Raw genomic sequence first — 18,875 nt, 5'->3', positions numbered from 1 at the left:
GCTACCAGAAATAGAGGTACAGCGCCGCCACCGCCCCGATCACCGCCGCGCCGAACCACTTCACGTGGGGCGCCGGCGTCAGGACCAGCCCCGCCTTGACGGGGAGGACCACCGGCTCGGCCAGCGGCTGCCGCACCGTGACCACCGCCATATATAGGACGACCACCGCGAAGGTGATGGCCATGTGGTGCAGGAAGGCGACTCCCGGGAGGAACCAGAGGAGGAGCCCGTAGACCGGGATCCCCAGCAGCATGGCGCCGTGCGCCGCCCGCGGGGGCGTCCGCGGCGAGACCATCCCCACCAGGAAGACCGCCACGATCCCTGGCGAGATGAACCCCCAGAACATCTGGATGTACTGGAAGACGCTGCCGGCCCGCCCCACGATCGGCGCCCAGAGACATCCCACCAGGAAGAGCGCGAATGTGGCCCATCGCCCTACCCGGAGCAGTTGGGCCTGTTCGGCGTCCGGCCGCCAGAGCCGCTGGTAGATGTCGAGGCTGAAGATGGTGGCGGCTGAGTTGAGAAGCGACTCGAACGTGCTGAGCACCGCGCCGAAGAGAGCGGCGAGCATGATGCCGAGGAGGCCGGCGGGGACCAGCTCGCGGATCAGGACAGAGTAGGCTTGATCGGGCGTCTTGATGAGGTCGGGAAAGATGTGTGCCGCCATGATGCCGGGCATGATGATCAGGAAGGGAATGCTGACCTTGATGGCCGCGGCAAACAGCGTCCCCCGCTGCCCCTCCGCCAGGCTCCGTGCCGCCAGCGCCCGCTGGGTGATGAACTGGTTGAGTCCCCAGTAGAAGAGATTGGGAATCCAGAGCCCGCCGATGAATACCGCGAGCCACGGCATCTCGGGGTGATTCCAGGGAAGGACGGTGTGCAACTTCCCGGCGGAGAGGTTGGTGAATTCTCCCCAGCCGCCGATGGCCCTGAGCGACAGCACGAAAACGAGCAGCGCGCCGAGGAGGAGGGCGGTGCCCTGAATGAGCTCGGTCCAGACCACGGCACGGAGGCCACCGTAGGTCACGTAGAGACCGGCGAGGGCGCCGATGATCCAGATGCCGGTGACGACATCGAGCCCGATGATGGCGTTGAGGGCGAGCGACCCGCTGTAGAGCACCGTGGCCAGCGCCACCAGCACGTAGGCCAGCATCATGAAGAAGGCCATGATGCTCCGGGCCAGCCCGTCGTAACGGTACTCGAGGTATTCCGGCATGGTGAAGATGCCGGCACGCAGGAACTTCGGCAGGAAATAGAGCGCCACCACCACCATGGTGACCGCCGCCATCCACTCATAGCTCGCGATGGCGAGCCCAAGCTCGTAGCCGCGACCGGACAGTCCGACAAAGTGTTCGGTAGAGATGTTGGAGGCGACGAGCGAAATACCGATGAGCCACCAGTTGAGCTCTCGGCCGGCCAGGAAGTAGTCCTCGGTGGTGGTGCTCCGGCGCCGGGAGGCGGCAATCGACACCCCGAACACCAATGCCAGGAACCCCACGAAGCCTGCGATATCGAGCGGAGAGAGGCTCATGCTGGTCCATCGTTGAATGGGAAGCACCATCTTGCCATTTCCCGTGGCCATGCGCAAGCTACCCGCACCATGAAGATCATCTCCGTTCTTGCCGCCTGCCTGCTGCCCGCCCTCGCGTCGGCCCAGACCCCGGCCGGGCCACCGAACGCCCCCGCCGCCACCAAGATCATCGCCGGACAGGTGGTGCTGACCTATCAGGGCCGAGTGCTGTTCGAGGGAGCCGTTTCGACCACGGGCGCCCCGGCGGCACTGATCCAGTTTGTCGACACGACCGATGGCCGGGTGACGCAGGTGCTGAAGTGGACCGCGACCGGTCGAGACCGTGTGACGGTCGCCGGTGTGGTGCACGGCTCGCCGGAGACGTTCGCCGCCGAGTCGGAGCCCAGGGAAGACGGGCTCCGGGTGGTGCGCCACGCCGTCGGTCCGGTGAGCAACCGGCTCAACCGGGCGGTCTACGATCGGCGCGGCGACTGGCTGCTGTCGGTGGATGTGCCGGCGGGGGTGGAGCTGGTGCCGGCAGCCGCGGCAGACAGCGCCGTCGCCTATCAGCTCACCGCCACCGGCGGCGAGGTCTCACTCCGGTTCCGGCCCCGCTTCTACCAGCGGCATCGTGGCCTGGCCCAGTACCGGCCATGGGAGTATCAGCCGTGGACGAAGTCTGTGGCGGGATGGACGTCCTGGTACGCCTACTTCGACAAGGTGACCGAGCAGGACATCCGGACCACCGCCGATGTGCTCGGCGAGGTCCTCCACCCCTTCGGCTATGACTATCTGCAGATCGACGACGGGTACCAGAGGCTGCCAATTGGTCTGCCGAGCCACTGGCTCAATGCCAACGAGAAATTCCCGGGCGGATTGGACGCCCTGCGGACGTACATCAGCGGCCGGGGGCTCGAGCCCGGCATCTGGACCAACGTGAGCTTTGCGGACAAGCCGGCCGCCGAGGCGCACCCGAACTGGTTTGTGCGGACGGCGGACGGACAGCCCGCCAGGGGGAACTGGGTCGGGTACGTGATGGACGGCAGCTCGGCGGGCACGATGGACACCCTGGTGACACCGGTCTACCGGGCCCTGAAGGAAACGGGGTGGACCTACTTCAAGCTCGATGCGCTGCGGCATCTGCGCTACGAGGGGTACAACAGCTACGCCGGCTACTTCCGCGAGCGGGGGCTGGACCGCGAAGCGGTGTTTCGGGGGTTCGTGGAGCAGGTGCGCAACGCGATCGGACGGGATGTGTACCTCCTGGCCTGCTGGGGCATCCGTCCCGAGCTGATCGGGCTGGTGGACGGCATGCGGGTGGGCGACGACGGCTTCGGCTACGGATCGTTTGCGCAGTACAACTCCTTCAACAACGTCGTCTGGCGCAACGACCCCGACCATATCGAGATTCACCAGCCCGACGGCTACAAGGCGGCGACGCTCACCTCGCTCACCGGGTCGGTCCTGATGCTGACGGACCTCCCCGAGGTCTATCGCACCGAGCGGGCCGAGGCGGCCAGGCGCACCGCGCCGGTGATCTTCACCCGGCCGGGGCAGGTGTACGACGTGGACCCGTCGCGCTCCTCCCTCCTGGCGATGGCGAACACCGAGCTCAGCGGCTCCGGTCCCCGCCCCTTCGACGCCGACCAGCGCGAAATCGTCTCCCTGTACCAACTCGACATCGCGCGGCCGTTCGAACAGTGGACGGTGCTGGCCCGCACCCGCGACGATGGAGAGGCGATTCCCCTCGGTGAATTCGGCCTCGCGCCTGGGACCGACTACGTCGCGTTCGAGTTCTGGACCCGGCGGTTTCTCGGCGTGGTGCGTGACACGATGCGGCCCGGACCGATTGACACAGGCTTTGGGGTGCAGGTGATCTGCCTGCGCAGGCGGGTGGAGCATCCACAGCTGCTCGGCAGCGGGCGCCACGTGACGTGCGGTGGACCTGACCTTCAGGATGTCGCCTGGCGAACAAACGCGCTGAGCGGTGAGAGCAGCCTGGTGGCAGGCGATTCATATGCGCTCTACCTGACCGAGCCGGACGGCTATCAGTTTGACGGCGTACAGGCGACGGGGGCGCGGGTGGTCGGACAGGGCAGGGAAGGGGCGGTGCGCGTCATCTTTCTGGAGAGTGCACAAGGCGGGGCGGCACGGTGGGAGGTACGCTACCGCCCATCGTGACGCCCAGCGCCTACCAGGTGTCGAGGTGAGGCGCGATCCGTTCCAGTGCAGAAGTGGAGGTGAGCAACAGGAGGCGGTCGCCGGCCTCGAGCCGGACGTCATCCCGCGGCCCGAGCATATGTTCGCCCCGAATGATGGCGAACAGCGTGACTTCGCCGCCTGCGGTGAGATCGTTGGCCTGGGCGGGCTGGCCAACCCAGGGGCTGGTGGGCTTCAGTACCTTGATCATCAGCCGCTGCTCTCCCGGCAATTCCACGGGGATCCCCGACCGAAGCAGCCCGAGGAGATCGAGTCCGCCCACCCGACCTGGGTCGATCACCTTGCGCTGTTGGAGCAGGTCCAGCGCAATCTTGAGGTGCGCCGAGTGATGGGCCGGCGAGTCGGCAGGCCCCACCACCTGCGCCTCGTACAGCCGGCCGTAGCGCCACCCGGCCACCAGCCGGCGTTGAACGACGAATGCCATCATGACGGCCAGCGCGGCGGGGACCAGGAGGGTGTAACCGCCGGTCATTTCCGTGACCATGATCAGGGTGGCAATCGGCACCCGGGCGGAACCCGCGAAGACCGCGGCCATGCCGACGATCACAAACGGCGCCACCGGCAGGTGTGCGACGCTCGCCAGCCCTCCCCCGAGCATGGCGCCGATGTACAGCGACGGGGCGAACACGCCGCCCGAGCCACCGGAGGCCACCGTGAAGCTGAGCGACAGCATCTTGGCCGCGATCAGGCCCAGGAGAATCCAGCCGGTCAACTGCCCGTCGATGGCGGCCTGCACCCAGCCATAGCCGCCACCGATAATCTGGGGTGCCGCAACCGCGATCAGGCCCGTCAGCAGCCCGCCCAGCGCCGGCTTGAATTCGGGCCGGATCTTCAAGGAGCGGAAGGCGTCGCGCACCCGGTAAAACAAGACCGGAAGCACCGCACCCAGCACCCCCGCCGCAATCCCCAGTACCACAAACCAGGCATTCTCGAGCGGATTGACGAGTTCGATGTGCTCCGGCACCCGGAACAGCGGCTCGTAGCCGGAGAACAGGCCGTTGACGGCGTAGGCCACGATGGAGGTCATCATGGTGGCGAAGAGCGCACCGGACTCGAACGCCATGCCCGCGTAGAGCACTTCGATGGCGAAGAGGGCCGTGCCGATCGGCGAGCGAAACACGGCGGCGAGTCCGGCGGCCATGCCGGCCAGCATCAGCATGCGCCGATCTTCGCCGCTGCGATTTGTGATGGAGGCGTACCACGAACCCAGTCCGGCGGTCACCAGGGCAATGGGTCCCTCACGGCCGGCGGAGCCGCCCGATCCGATCGTGATGGCGGAGGCGAGGAGCTTGACTGGAGGGACCTGGGGCCGGATCACACCATCGGATCGGTGAAACGCCCGCACGGCGGTGTCGGTACCGTGGCCCTCGGCCTCGGGGGCCAGCCGCGTGACGATGATACCCACGATCAGGCCACCCAGCGTCGTGGCTACGGGGATCATCCACAGTCCCCACCGCCCGATGATCTCCTGCGGTGACCCCCCCTCGTTGGGCAGGCCGAGTGGTACGTATTGGGCCAGCGTGGTCAGGAAGAGCCAGTTGGCGCCGCGTAACAGGAAGGCAAAAAGCTGAGCCGCCAGGGCTCCTGCAACTCCGATGACAACGAGGTCCAGAATCAGGCGGCGCTGCCTGAGGGGCTGAGGCGCCAAGTACGTCCTCCCTGTGGGTTCCGCGCGCTCGGAGGCGGCGGGTGGGGTCCGGTGGACACCCTAAGATGTCTCCGTTCGGCCTTTCCCGCGAGTCGAGTGGTCTGCTGGCCAGACCCGGGGGAATGCAGTAGGTTGGCTACGGTCCAAACACACACACATCTCTGGGAGCGTTCATGACCGCACCGACAGTGCGCCTCCGCGGCGCCTGCTTGACCCTGCTCTTGCTCCTGCCCTCCGCCCTGACCGCGCAGATGCGGGCCAGCGAACGGGGCGCCGTCTCCCAGACGATCGACGGGACCACGATCACCATCGACTATGCCAGGCCCCAGGTCCGGGGTCGGGATTCCCTTTTCGGCGGTGTCGAACACTGGGGAGCGGTGTGGACACCCGGCGCCAACTTCGCCACTACGCTCGAGACCGACCGTCCCATCAAGATGGATGGCCACCCGGTGGCACCGGGCAAGTACTCGCTCTGGCTGGTCATCCAGCCGGAGGAGTGGACCATGGTGATCGACCCCCGTCACAAGATGTACCACGTCCCCTATCCCGACTCGACCGCCGACCAGATCCGGTACCAGGTCAAGCCGGGCACTGGCCCGTTCAACGAGATGCTGACGTTCACCTTCGAGAATGTCCGCGGCGACGAGGGCACCCTCTTCCTCCGCTGGGGCACCACGCAGGTAGCCTTTCAGGTCGAGGTGGAGCCAAAGTACAAGCTGACCATGGCCGCCGCCGACGCCAAGCCATACCTCGGTGCCTATGCGTTCCGCTGGAATGGGCAGCCGGACAGTATCCCACCGTCGAAGACCACACTGGTGCACGAAAATGGAATGCTGATGGCACACTGGGACCCAGCCCCGTGGCCGGAAGCCGCCACCTTCATCCTTGTTGAGATCAAGGATGACTGGTTTCTCATGGGGACGTGGGAGGATGGAAAGCTGACCGACCTCGACGCGGACTGGGTCTTCGAGTTCGCGAAAAAGGATGGCACCGTGACCGGGTACGAGGTGTGGGGTGACAAGGACGAGCCGGACGCGATCGCGACCCGCGAGTGACCAGGGCGGCAAAGCGGGTGGACAGCGGGTGGGCGTCGCAGATGCCGCTCTTCGTGCTGTTCGTGACGGCGTTCGTCGACATGATCGGGCTCACGATGGTGATCCCGCTCCTGCCGTACTACGCCACCGACTTCGGCGCCGGCGCCACGATGGTCGGCATCCTGATCTCGGCGTTCTCGATCGCACAGCTGATCGTGGCGCCGACCTGGGGGCGCTTCTCTGACCGGTACGGCCGCCGGCCGGCCATCCTCGCGGGCCTGCTCCTGACCGCCGTCGCCTACGCCCTCTTTGCCTACGCCGGGTCGATCGTGGCGCTGCTGGTGTCCCGCCTCATCCAGGGCACCGGCGGCGGGACCATCGGCGTGGTGCAGGCCTATGTGGCCGACGCCTCCAATCCCAAGCAGCGTACCAAGAGCCTGGGGTGGCTCTCGGTGGTGACCAGCATGGGCGCCGTGGCGGGCCCCGCCTTCGGGTCCGCCATGATCAGCCTCGGCGGTCGCCGGGCGCCGGGCCTCGCCGCCGCGGCGCTGTCGGTGCTGGTGGCGATCTTCGCATGGCGGTTCCTGCGCGAGTCCCACGAAATCCGCCAGACGGCGAGCCATGCCCCCGCCTCGACGCTCACGAGCCGCGCCGCCATTCTGCGCGTCTTCACCGAGTGGCGCGAGCCCGCCCCGCGCCTCATCTGGATTTACACCATCGCCATCGGGGCGTTCTACGGGACGATCCAGACGGTGCCGCTGCTGCTGTCCAACCGCTTTGCGGTGACGGAAGCCAATATCGGCTACTTCGTGATGTATCTCGGCGGCATGGGGGTGCTGGTCCGCTCCCTGCTGCTGGGGAAGATGGTCGACCGCCTCGGGGAAGCGCGGCTCTCCCGGCTCGGCATCGTGATCCTGGCGCTCGGGCTCGCCTCCACGGGCCTGGCCACCGGGTACCCGATGCTGGCGGTGGGATTCACGCTGATGCCGCTTGGCACGGCGTTTGTCTTTCCGTGCGTGACGGGACTCCTGAGCACCGTGGTCGCGTCGAACGAGCGGGGACTCTACATGGGGGTCCAGCACACCTTCGGCGGGGTGAGCCGCGTGGCGTTCCCGATCCTGGCCGGCTTCCTGATGGACCATGCCGGGATCGGCGTGCCCTTCTGGCTCTCGGCGATTCTCGTGCTGGTGACGCTGCCGCTGACGGCGACCCTCGCGAAGTACGTCCTGGACAAGAACCGCACGACCGGGGACGGGCTCGCGTCAGGGCTGGACGAGATCACGGGGGAGTATGCGGTGGTGACGGAAGGGAAATAGGCGCCGTGTCATCACGGGGGAAGTCGCGGCACGGAGAAAAGCTCAGTCGCCCTCGTACATTGCCGCGAAGACGATGGCGAACAGCGCGAGGGGGACAAATACCGCCAGCCCAATCGTCTTGATCCCGCTCACCTCCCGTACCTGCACTCGTGTGACATCCCGCACGTCGACCGGCTCCACCACCGCAGAATCGCTTCGCACCATCGAATCCCCGACCATCGCGGGCCACTTGATCTCGACATGAGTTCCATCAGATAGGTCGAGACGCACCTTCGAAGGGTGCTGCTCCGCCACCAATGTGGGCAGCGGCGTCGTGGTGGGCACCCACATCGAGCAGGCGCCGAGGAATTGAACCGAGAGAATGGAAACCGCAATCAGGCGCCGAATTCGGCTAGTCAAGCGGATACCCCAGTTCTGATGTGGTCGTCTCTCGGCTGCGCTTCACGCCGTTTCACCTCACCCCTGTCCCCCTCTCCATAATATGAAGAGGGGGACGCGCGAACGGCCTCACGGCATCGGCGTGTAGTTCGACCCCGCCGGCAGGTTCTGCATGAGGTACCGGGTCAGCAGCGAGTAGATGTGCAGCGTGGTGCCCGGACCCTCGCGGATCGAGTGCGTCCGGTTCGGGTACACCATCACGTCAAACGACTTGTTCAGCTTCACCAGTTCGTTGATCATCCGCTCCGTGCCCTGGTAGTGCACGTTGTCGTCGCCCGAGCCGTGGACGATCAGCAGGTGTCCCTTCAGTCCCTTGGCCTGGTGGATCGCCGAGGCGGAGTCGTACTTCTCGGCGTTCGGGCCGAGGAGCCCCATGTACCGCTCCTGGTAGATGGTGTCGTAGAGCCGCTGGTCGGGGACCGGCGCCACACTCATCCCCATCGAATAGACCTCGGGGTAGCGGAACATCGCCTGCAGCGTCGACGAGCCGCCGCCGCTCCAGCCCCAGATGCCGACGCGCGTGGAGTCGAAGTATGGCCGGGTGCGGGCGAGCGCCTGCACCGCCTCCGCCTGCTGCATGCTCGAGAGGACGCCGATCTGCTCGTAGACCGCCTTGCGCCAGGCGCGCCCCTTCGGGGCCGGGGTGCCCATGTTGTCGACACTGGCGATGAGATACCCCTGGTCGGCCAGCGTCTGGTACCAGAGCCGGCTCCCTCCCATCCAGGAGTCGAGCACAGTCTGCCCCGCCGGCTCCCCGTACACGTACATCAGCACCGGGTAGCGCTTGGTCGGGTCAAAGTCCTTCGGCTTGATCATCCAGCCGTCGAGGGTGGAGCCGTCGGCGATCGTCACCTGGAAGAACTCGCCGGGCCGGGTGATCGTCTCCTTGACCCTTGCCACGAGCTCGGTGTTGGCGGCCAGGGTGCGCTCCACGGTGTGCTTCGGCAGGCTCACCAGCTCCGTGGGCCCTGGCCTGTCGAAGCTGGACCAGCTGTGGAAGGCGTACTTCGCGTCCGGCGAGATGGTGTACCGGTGGCTGCCCGCCTGGTCCATCGGCGTCAGTCGCTCGGCCTTCCCCTTGCCGTCGATCCGGGTGCGCCAGAGGTACCGCTGCGTGGCATTCTCCGGCGAGGCGTCGTAGTAGAGCCACCCCCCCTTGTCGTCCACCAGCGCGATGCTCATCACGTCGAAGTTGCCGGGGGTGAGGAGCCGGGCCGCACCGGTGGCGCGCGAGATGGCATAGGCGTGCCGCCAGCCGTCCCGCTCGCTCAGCCAGATGAACTCCTTGTCACCCTTCAGCCACGGAATGTCGTCAATGACGTCGAGCCAGGCCTCGTCGGTTTCCGTGAGGATGGTGCGGGTGCCACCGGTCGCGGCGCTGGCCAGAATCAGCGCGTCGTTGTTCTGCCACCGGTTCATCCGCTGCACCAGCACCGAGTCCTTCCCGGCCCACTCCATGAAGGGGATGTAATCCTCGCGCGGGTCGCCGGGGAGCTGGAACCAGGTTGTGGCGCCGCCGGTGGCGCTTACCACGCCGGCGGTGACGGCGGAGTTGGTGGTGCCCACCTTCGGGTACTGGATCGGGATGGTGAAGGGGTAGAGGGAGTCGGTGTCGTTGATCATCAGAAAGGTGCCGACGCCGGTCATGTCGAAGTGGTAATAGGCGATCTTCGTTCCGTCGGGAGACCAGCGGAAGCCGTCGCGGACCCCGAACTCCTCCTCGTACACCCAGTCACTCATGCCGTTGACGTGCAGCGAGTCGGCGCCGGTGGTGAGCCGCGTGATGGCGCCGTCGGAGAGCCGCTCGACGTAGATGTCGCCCTTCCGCACGAAGGCCACCCGGTCGCCCTGCGGCGAGAACTTGGCGTACATCATGGTGGACGCCGGGGCGCCCTTGCCTCCCAGCTGGCGGAGCGCGCCCGAGGCGCGGTCGAGCACCCAGTAGTCACCGCGGGTGTTCTGGCGCCAGACCCGCTCGGTGTTGGTGAAGATCATGAGCTGCGACGCGTCGGGCGACCAGATGTAGTTGCTGATCGAAAGCGGGACGGTGTCGCCCGGCGCGATGAACGACGCCGCCGGAATCAGGATGCTCCGCGCACCGGTCTTCGAGTCGTAGCGGACGATGTCATAGCCGCCGGTGCTGTCGGCAGGCTTCTCCAGTGTGGTGTAGGCCTTGCCGTCTTCGATCCACCGGGCCGGCCCGAACCGTTCGGCGGCGTAGTAGCGGGAGGCGAAGATCTGCTTGAGCGCCGCGGCGGTGGCCTCGGGGACTTGTGCCGAGACGGGCAGGGCGGCGAGGGTGCCGACCAGGGCGAGGAGGGTAATGCCGAACCGACGGATCGAGGAGCGATGCATGAACGGATTCCTTGTGTGAAGTCGGTGCTGCAGGTGCACTGTGCTGGCTAGCGGGTCTGCTTGGCCTTGAGTTCGGGAAAGAAATTGTCCACCACCACCAGTTCACGGTTCTGGATGTCCCCGCTCCCGGAGAGCTGGATCATGACGAAGCGCTGGTCGTCGGGGGTGATGTCCCACGAGTGGGGGCCGCCGGCGGTCTGGGTGGCGCTGAAGAGCGGGGTGCGCTTGCCCATGGTGAAGGTGGCGCCCGGGAGGATTTCCACGGAGGTCACCATTCCGGTGTTCGCGAAGAAAAAGAGCTCGCGTCCGCTGCGTGACCAGAGCGGGTCGGTGGCACCATCGGTGGACACCTGCCACTTGGCGCGGTCGGTGTCCGGAAACGGCCGGACGTAGATCTCGAAGCGCCCGCTCTCGTTCGACGCGTACGCCAGCCACTTCCCGTCGGGGCTCAGGGTCGGCTCAACTTCCTGAAAGTTTGGTGTCTGGAGGAGGGGCACCGCCGAGGTATCGCCTGCGGTCCGGCGGGCCAGGATGTCGCGGGTGGTGGTCCGGTAGATGATCCATGTGCCGTCCCGCGACCAGACTCCTTCCTGGACCCCGCTGCGGGCGGTGTCGGTCACCAGGACCGTGGGCTGGGCGCTCCCGTCGGCCCGCACGGCGGCGAAGGTCAGGGCCGCGCTCGTAAACCCGATCGTCTGGCCGTCGGGGTGCCAAGTAGGCCGGATGTTGGACTGGCCGTCGAAGGTGAGCTTGCTCAGCGGTCCGTCGGGCAGCTGCTTGATCCAGACCTGCTGCTCGCCCGTGGCCACGATGCTCACGGCGAGCTGTTTGCCGTCGGGGGAGAGGGCGAGCGTCTGGAAGCTGCTGCTCCAGCCGGAATCCACCGGGGTGAAGCGGCCGTCGCGCGTGACGTACGCGACTGTCGCCGGATCGGTGTTGACCTCTCCCACCTGGTAGATCAGGGTGCCGGAGGACGAGAGGGCCAGGTCCACCGCCCCGAAGGCCCGACCGGCGATCCGGTTGGTCAGGGCCACCGGCTGACCAGTGACCTGCAGCCGCTTGAGGTCGAACGGCACCGCGAGGAGGTCACCTGACGTCGAGACATAGATGAGGTGGCCGGTCGGGGCGTAGCGGGCGGTGAGCCCCTGCACCAGCGTGTGGTACGTCTTCGACTTGGGGTCGAAGACGGCGATGTTGCTTGCCTGCCGGGCGCTCCGGTACTGCACGGTGAAGAGCACGCCACGCCCCCCGGGGATCGCCACCGGCCAGAAATGATCCTGTTCGGCGTTGGCGGTGTCCACCGTGGTCACCTGTTCGAGCGGCCCACCCGAGGCAGCCACTCGGACGAGCCCGGTGGTGCCGCCGCCGGTGAGCCCGTCGAAGTAGATGTAGCCGTCGGCGCTCCAGGTGGCCCCGTCGGAGCCGAGGCCCGAGTCCGCGATGGTGACCGGCGGCGCGCCGCTCAGTGGCATCACCTTGATCGCGGCGTTCCCCAGGAGGGTGAACCCGATCTGCCGTCCGTCGGGAGAAAAGAACGGAACGATTCCGCCATCGGTGCCGGAGAGCGGCGTGGGCTCGATCTGGCTGCGGTCGAGGAGGTAGAGCTGGGTGCCCTCGGGCCCCTGTCCGGCGTACACGATCTTCGAACCGTCAGGAGAAATGGCGAAGCGGGTGCCGCGATCGGTCGAGAGCTCCTTCCCCTCGGGGAGCACCATGGTGTAGCGAAGCGTGGGCCGGGGAGACTCCGGCCGGAACCATCCCCAAATCGCGGCAATGGTAGCGATCGCCGCGAGGACGGCCAGCGGGACAGCGAGGCCCGAAAACCGTCCGCGCCCGGTCGCCGCCGCCATCATGACCGTCGTCTTGCTGGCGTAGCTCGGGTCCGCCAGTGCAGCCGCGAACTCCGCGGCGGTGGCGAATCGGTCGGCGGGAAGCTTCTCGAGCGCGGTCAGGACTGCTGCCTCGACGTGGGTCGGGATGGTGTGCCGCTGGCTGGTCATCGAGCGGGGATGCTCGGTCACCACCCGGGCCACGATGGCCTGCGCGGTGGAGCCGGTGAAGGGCGGGTCGCCGGTGAGCATCTCGTAGAGCACACAGCCCAGCGCGTACACATCGGAACGCGCGGTGATTTCCCGTTCCCCCATGGCCTGCTCTGGACTCATGTAGTGCGGCGTGCCGAGACTCATGCCCGTTTCCGTCATGCGCGTCCCGCCGGCCTTGCTGGCGGCGAGGGCGATGCCGAAATCGGCCACCAGCGCGCTGCCGTCGTGCAGCAGGATGTTCTCGGGCTTGATGTCGCGGTGGATGACGCCGTGCCGGTGCGCGTAATCGAGCGCGGAGGCCACCTCGGAGGCGATTCGGACCGCGTCGGCCACCGGCAGCTGTTTCTCGCGGCTGATCCGGTCGCGGACCGTCTCACCCTGTACGTACGGCATCACGTAGAAGAGGAAGCCGTCGGCCTCGCCGCTGTCGAAGAGCGGCAGGATGTGCGGGTGCTGGAGATTGGCGGTGGTGGTGATCTCGGTCAGAAACCGCTCCGCGCCGATGACGGCCGCCAGTTCCGGCCGCAGCACCTTCACGGCGACGCGCCGGTTGTGCTTGATGTCCTGCGCCAGGTAGACGGTGGCCATGCCCCCTTCGCCGAGCTCACTCTCGAGGCGGTAGCGGTCGGCGAGGGCCTCGGTGAGGCGGGGGAGGGGCGAGCTGCTCATTGCTTGCCCACCTTCGCCTTGACCTCGTTGAACCAGTTCTCGACCAGGAGGAAGGTCGGTGTCTCGGCGGCTCCGGCGGACACCAGGCGGGACATCAGGAATCGCTTGTCGTCAGGCGAGATATCGAACGGGGTGTACCACTCATTCGGGTTCAGGAAGACGTCGTTCCCGAGCGTGAAGAGCTTGACGCGGGCGCCCATCTGCGACGGCCCCGCCGCCGGCACCGGCACCATCATCATGTTGCGGGCGGCGTCCACGTAGAAGAGCTCCCGGCCGCTGTGGGCCCAGAGCGGCGCCTGACCGCCGCTGGTCGAGACCTGCCACTTCCCGTCATCGACGTTGGGGAACGGTCGAATGTACACCTCGCTCCGGCCAGTCTCGTCCGAGGCGTAGGCAAGCCACTTGCCATCGGGGGAGAGCGCGGGCGCCGATTCGTCGGCCTGCGAACTGGCAAGCAGTTCCTGCGGCGCGCTGTCCACCCCGGGCTGGAAAGCGAGAATGTTGCGCTGCTTGGTCGGGCCGTTGCCGCCGACCCGCAGCAGCAGCCACTTGCCGTCCGCCGACCAGGAGCCTTCAAGGAGGATGAGTGGCGAGGTCTCGATGAGGATCTGCTCCTTGCCGGTCCCGTCGGCGGGCCGCTGGCGGAGCAAGTCGAGCCCGTCGACGATGTAGGTGACCGACTTCCCGTCGGGGGTCCACCGGGGCCGTTCTTCGGAGGTGCTGTCGAAGGTGAGCCGAGAGAGAGTGCCGTTTACCAGGTCCCTGATCCAGATATCGTCGCCGGAGTTGGTGTTGAGCCCGATGGCGATCCGCCGGCCGTCGGGAGAGAGCGACCAGCCGACGTTGCCGTTGGACTGGGAGTGACGGAAGGTCCAGCTGGAGTCGAGCTGCGTCACTCGTCCGGTCCGGTCGATCCAGGCCATCTCGTACAGCGGGATCTCCCCGGATCCGTTGCCCACCTGCATCAGCATCGTGCCGCTGGCGCTGAACGTCAGGTTCGGGAAGACGCCGAAGAGCATGGCCACGTCGTCGAGTACCGGGACGGACGCGCCAGTCATCTCGAGCCGTTTCAGGTCGAAGGGGGCGGCCAGGACGCTTCCATCGGCGCGGACGTACACGAGCTGCCCGCTCGGGAGATACCACCCCTTGACGGCATTGGGAACGAGGATGTGGGCGTCGCCCGACTTCAGGTCGAGCACCCAGACCTCCGATTGCACGCAGTTGGCGGTGCACAGCGAAAAGAGCACCCCCCGCGCCCCCGGGAGGGCGGTCGGAAAGACGGGGGCGCGCTGGAACCCCTGCACGGAGTCCGGGCGCCAGACGACGGTCACGGTCCCGCCGGCCTCCGAGACTCTGCCCAGGGTGAAATCCTGACGCGAAAAGACGAGGGTGCCGTCATCGAGCCATGCCGCGAGCGGGAAGAGGGTCGAATCGGCCAGCGTGATCGCCGCCCCCCCAATGATGGGCATCTTCCGTAGCTGTCCGAGCTGGTCGAATGCGACCCACTGCCCATCGGGGGAAAAGGTCGGCGTCACGACGGCTTCCGTCCCCGCGAGCGGTGTGGCGGCGTACTGGGCCCGTTCCTTGATCCAGAGTCGGTCTTGCCCATCCGGCCCGGGGCCCACGTACGCCAATCGAGCCCCGTCGGGGGAGAGCGCCATCTGCAGGGTCGGGGCCTGGCCATCCGGGAACCCGAGTCCATACCGTGCGACGGGCCGGGGCGGCTCCGGCCGGATCCATCCCCAGAGTGCGGCGATTGTGGCGATTGCCGCGACGACGGCCAGCGGGATGGCGAGGCCGGACCAACGTCCGCGCCCCGTCGCCGCCGTCATCATGACCGTCGTCTTCGAGGCGTAGCCAGAGTCGGCGAGCGCCTCGGAGAACTCCGCCGCGGTCTTGAAGCGGTCGGCCGGCAGCTTCTGCAGTGAAGTGAGGACGGCGGCCTCGATATGCAGCGGGATGGTGCTGCGCTGCGGGAGCATCGGCCGCGGCGTCTCGGTGACGACCCGCGCCACGATGGCCTGCGCCGTGCTCCCGGTAAACGGCGGATCGCCAGTGAGCATCTCGTAGAGCACGCAGCCCAGGGCGTAGACGTCGGAACGCGCCGTGATCTCCCGCTCCCCCATTGCCTGCTCGGGACTCATGTAGTGCGGCGTGCCGAGACTCATCCCGGTCTCAGTCATCCGGGTACCGGCGGTGCTCACGGCGAGCGCGATGCCGAAGTCGGCCACGAGGGCGGAGCCGTCGTGCAGCAGGATGTTCTCGGGCTTGATGTCGCGGTGGATGACGCCATGGCGGTGGGCGTAGTCGAGCGCCGAGGCGACCTCGGTGGTGATGCGGACGGCGTCATCCACCGGGAGCTGCTTCTCGCGGCTGATCCGGTCCCGTACCGTCTCACCCTCGACATATGGCATGACATAGAAGAGGAAGCCGTCGGCCTCGCCGCTGTCGAACAGGGGCAGGATGTGCGGATGCTGGAGGTTGGCGGTGGTGGTGATCTCGGAGAGGAACCGCTCAGCACCGATGACGGCGGCCAGTTCGGGCCGCAGCACCTTGACCGCCACGCGCCGGTTGTGCTTGATGTCCTGCGCCAGGTAGACGGTGGCCATGCCGCCCTGGCCGAGCTCCCGCTCGAGGCGGTAGCGGTCGGAGAGGGCTTGAGTAAGGCGAGGGAGAACGTCGGTCACTGGGGCTCCGGGTCGCTGCTCGACCAGTGGCTAAAGCCACTGCTCGGCTGGTGTCGCCAAAGCGACGTGGATTCTGGCATCTCGCTTGGACGAGGAGTGCCGAGGCGATTGCCTTACAGCTGCCCGCCACCTTCACGCGCCGCTTTGGCGGAGAGGGCGGCCCACGCGTCGCTTTAGCGACACCGGCCGAGCGCCGGCTTCAGCCGACGATCGATGGCAGGGTAACCCTTTATGATACCGCGAGATATGGGGGAGGGCTAGGGAGTATTTCCCCGCAGCTTCGCCACCAGCCCGGGCAGGTTCTGGATGACCATGATCCGGGACGCCGGGTTGAGGCGGACCATCACGAAGGTCTTGCCGTCGGGCGAGATGTCGTAGTTGGCGTGCGGTGTGGCGGTTCCGATGTCGGATACCGCGAAGAGTGGCTGCCGGCTGAGCACCTGGACCGTGGGGATGACCTGGAGGGTCGCCATCACCAGGTCGACGCCGCTGCCGTTGGACGCCCGATAGAACAGCTCGCGCCCGTTCGGCCCCCACACCGGTTCCGCCCCGCCCGCGAGGGAGATCTGCACCTGCTCTCCGGTCCCGTCCAGGCGGCGCACGTACACCTCCTCGCGGCCCGACTGTGACGAGGCGAAGGCGAGCCACTTGTCATCGGGAGAGACGGCTGGATACTGCTCTTCAAATCGCGTGGCCACCAGCGGGTCGATCGGCCCGCGGCCGCCGTTCCGGATGATGCCGATGTCGGTGCGCGAGCCGCCTTCCAGGGTCGTCCCGGCGGTGACGATCGCGCTCTCGTCCTTGAGCCAGACCCCGGTGTACCCGAGTTGAGGCGACGCAAAGAGCGATTCTGCCGGCTCGGTGCTGCCCGGACGGATGCGGTAGATGCCGAGGGCGCCGCTCCGGGTCGACAGGAAGGAGAGGAAGCGTCCGTCGGGGCTCCAGGTCGGATCATGCCCGTCCCGGAGGAAGGTGGTGCGGGTCAGGGTGCCGTCGGCGAGACGAAGCAGCCAGACATCCCGACCGTCCGCGGTGGTGAAGTCCACCGCCACCCGCTGTCCATCGGGCGAGAAGCGGGGGGAATGGTAGTTGTGGCCCTCCGCGACGGCTGTGCGCATTGCCCCCGACCGGTCGACGAGCACGAGGGAGCGGGGGTCCTCCGGCACGTAGACCACCGTGCCGTTGGTGGCCACGTCGAACTGGGCGACCCCGGTTCCGGTGAGCGAGACGCCGGTGGCAATCGTGACAGGACTGCCAGTGACCTTCTTCGTGGAGAGATCGAAGGGCACCGCCTCGAGGTTGCCGTTGGTCAGGGCGTAGACCACGAACCCCGCCGCGAACTTGATGTCGACCACGTTCTGGTCGATGAGCGGGGTCGCCTCGCCGGTCTTGAGGTCCAGCAGGAACGCCGGGCCCGATGCCGTGCCGAGATTCTTGCGGGCGGCAATTGCCGTCTTGTCGCCGGGCAGGATGAACATCGGGACCAGATCGGCGTTCTTGGTTCCGAAGGGATGCGTGATCCGGTCGTCCTGTGAAAGCCGCGCGGTCCCTTCGCTCATGTTCTGGAGCGCCCCGAACCAGAGCGCCCCATCGTCCGCCCAGGCGTAGTAGCCATTGACATCCAGGTCGGCGGGGATGGGCTTTGCGGTCCCGCCGCCGATGGGGAACCGGGACGAGGCACGGCTCGTGAAGCTCGTCGCCACGAACTCCCGGCCATCCTTGGAAATGGCGTATCCCGCCACGAACTGGGGAATACTTGGCACGACGGCAGCCTCGGTCTCGTCGAGCGCGCGGGCCATCGTGTAGTTCCCGCCCTCGGCCACTGCGGTGTAGAGAATGGTGCTTCCGTCCGGGGTGATGGCGACCTGCCGCTGCAGGCCGGTGCTCGAGCCGCCGAGCGTGGGCGTCGGGATGGCCAGCCGGGACGGCGGAGATGACGGGGGCGCGCGCTGCGGGCGGAGCCAGCCCCAGAGAGCTAACGCGATCGCTGCGACAAGGAGCATCGGTACGAGGCGGCGGGGCAGCGGGGCAGCTGGGCCGAGAGGCCGGACTCGCCTCATGGGCCCCGTGCCCTGGCCCTGGAGCGCCGCGGCGAACTCCGCGGCGGTGGCGAACCGGTCGGCAGGCAACTTTGCCAGCGACGTGAGGACGGCGTCCTCCACCTCTTCCGGCACCGTGTCGCGCACCGTCGAGAGGGCGGTCGGCCGTTCGGTCATCACCTTGGCGACGATTGCCTGCGCGGTGCTCCCGGTGAAGGGCGGGTCGCCGGCCAGCATTTCGTAGAGCACGCACCCCAGCGCATACACGTCGGTGCGGGCATCGAGCTGCCGCTCTCCCATCGCCTGTTCGGGGCTCATGTAGTGCGGCGTGCCGAGGGACATCCCGGTTTCCGTCATCCGGGATCCGGCGCTGGTGGCGGCGAGCGCGATGCCGAAATCGGCCACGAGAGCGCGCCCGTCGTGCAGCAGGATGTTTTCGGGCTTGATGTCGCGGTGGATGACGCCCTGGCGGTGGGCGTAGTCGAGGGCGCCGGCCACCTCGCCGGCAATCCGCACCGCATCGGCGATCGGCAGCTGCTTTTCCCGGCTCAGCCGGTCCCGGAGCGATTCCCCCTCCACGTACGGCATCACGTAGAAGAGGAAGCCGTTGGCCTCGCCGCTGTCGTGGAGCGCCAGGATGTGGGGATGCTGGAGGTTAGCCGTGGTGGTGATCTCGGTGACGAACCGCTCGGCGCCGATGACGGCCGCCAGCTCGGCGCGGAGCACCTTGATCGCCACCTTGCGCCGGTGTTTGAGGTCCTCGGCCAGGTACACCGTGGCCATGCCGCCCGCGCCGAGCTCGCGCTCGATGCGGTAGCGGTCGGCGAGGGCGGCGGAGAGGCGGGGCAGTGGATCGGTCAACCCATTACTCCCATCAAAAGACATTCGCGGTCTTCGCGGCTTCGCGTGAACAACAC

The 18,875-nt window shown here is 67.3% G+C and carries 10 protein-coding genes; 3 read left to right on the top strand and 7 right to left on the bottom strand.

Annotation, left to right across the window (positions count from 1 at the left end; all coding sequences use genetic code 11):
• Window position 1: 1 nt before the first annotated feature.
• Window positions 2-1,531 (bottom strand): solute:sodium symporter family transporter, encoded by a 1,530-nt coding sequence (locus R2910_09375; protein ID MEZ4413181.1) that lies wholly within the window; start codon window positions 1,529-1,531, stop codon window positions 2-4.
• Between the two features lie 69 nt (window positions 1,532-1,600).
• Between R2910_09375 and R2910_09370 the strand changes: the two genes are divergently transcribed.
• Window positions 1,601-3,691, top strand: a complete 2,091-nt coding sequence (locus tag R2910_09370) for an alpha-galactosidase (protein MEZ4413180.1) — start codon at window positions 1,601-1,603, stop codon at window positions 3,689-3,691.
• Window positions 3,692-3,701: 10 nt separating this feature from the next.
• Here R2910_09370 and R2910_09365 read toward each other — a convergent pair whose 3' ends face one another.
• Window positions 3,702-5,378: a chloride channel protein gene (locus R2910_09365; GenBank protein ID MEZ4413179.1), complete on the bottom strand. Its 1,677-nt coding sequence runs from the start codon at window positions 5,376-5,378 to the stop codon at window positions 3,702-3,704.
• Between the two features lie 173 nt (window positions 5,379-5,551).
• On the opposite strand from R2910_09365, the gene R2910_09360 reads away from it, so the two are divergent.
• Entirely contained in the window at window positions 5,552-6,433 is an 882-nt protein-coding gene (locus tag R2910_09360; GenBank protein ID MEZ4413178.1) for a DUF2911 domain-containing protein, read from the top strand.
• Window positions 6,430-7,728, top strand: a complete 1,299-nt coding sequence (locus R2910_09355; protein ID MEZ4413177.1) for an MFS transporter — start codon at window positions 6,430-6,432, stop codon at window positions 7,726-7,728. Before R2910_09360 ends, R2910_09355 begins: the two co-directional genes overlap by 4 nt.
• Before the next feature lie 42 nt (window positions 7,729-7,770).
• On the opposite strand, the gene R2910_09350 is transcribed toward R2910_09355, so the two are convergent.
• The 5 genes from R2910_09350 to R2910_09330 form a co-directional block, all read right to left on the bottom strand.
• Window positions 7,771-8,127, bottom strand: a complete 357-nt coding sequence (locus tag R2910_09350; GenBank protein MEZ4413176.1) for a hypothetical protein — start codon at window positions 8,125-8,127, stop codon at window positions 7,771-7,773.
• A gap of 108 nt (window positions 8,128-8,235) precedes the next feature.
• Entirely contained in the window at window positions 8,236-10,521 is a 2,286-nt protein-coding gene (locus R2910_09345) for a S9 family peptidase (protein ID MEZ4413175.1), read from the bottom strand.
• Between the two features lie 47 nt (window positions 10,522-10,568).
• Entirely contained in the window at window positions 10,569-13,232 is a 2,664-nt protein-coding gene (locus R2910_09340) for a protein kinase (GenBank protein MEZ4413174.1), read from the bottom strand.
• On the bottom strand, window positions 13,229-15,919 hold the full coding sequence (locus R2910_09335) for a protein kinase (GenBank protein MEZ4413173.1): 2,691 nt from the start codon (window positions 15,917-15,919) through the stop codon (window positions 13,229-13,231). The genes R2910_09340 and R2910_09335 overlap by 4 nt, the downstream gene beginning before the upstream one ends.
• 257 nt (window positions 15,920-16,176) lie before the next feature.
• A complete protein-coding gene (locus R2910_09330; protein MEZ4413172.1) occupies window positions 16,177-18,819 on the bottom strand; it encodes a protein kinase in 2,643 nt (880 codons plus the stop codon).
• Window positions 18,820-18,875: the final 56 nt, after the last annotated feature.

This window comes from Gemmatimonadales bacterium, assembly GCA_041390145.1.
In the GTDB taxonomy this organism is placed as follows: domain Bacteria; phylum Gemmatimonadota; class Gemmatimonadetes; order Gemmatimonadales; family GWC2-71-9; genus SPDF01.
The sequence above is the reverse complement of the archived record's forward strand: the minus strand, read 5'-3'. Positions and strand labels throughout refer to the sequence as shown.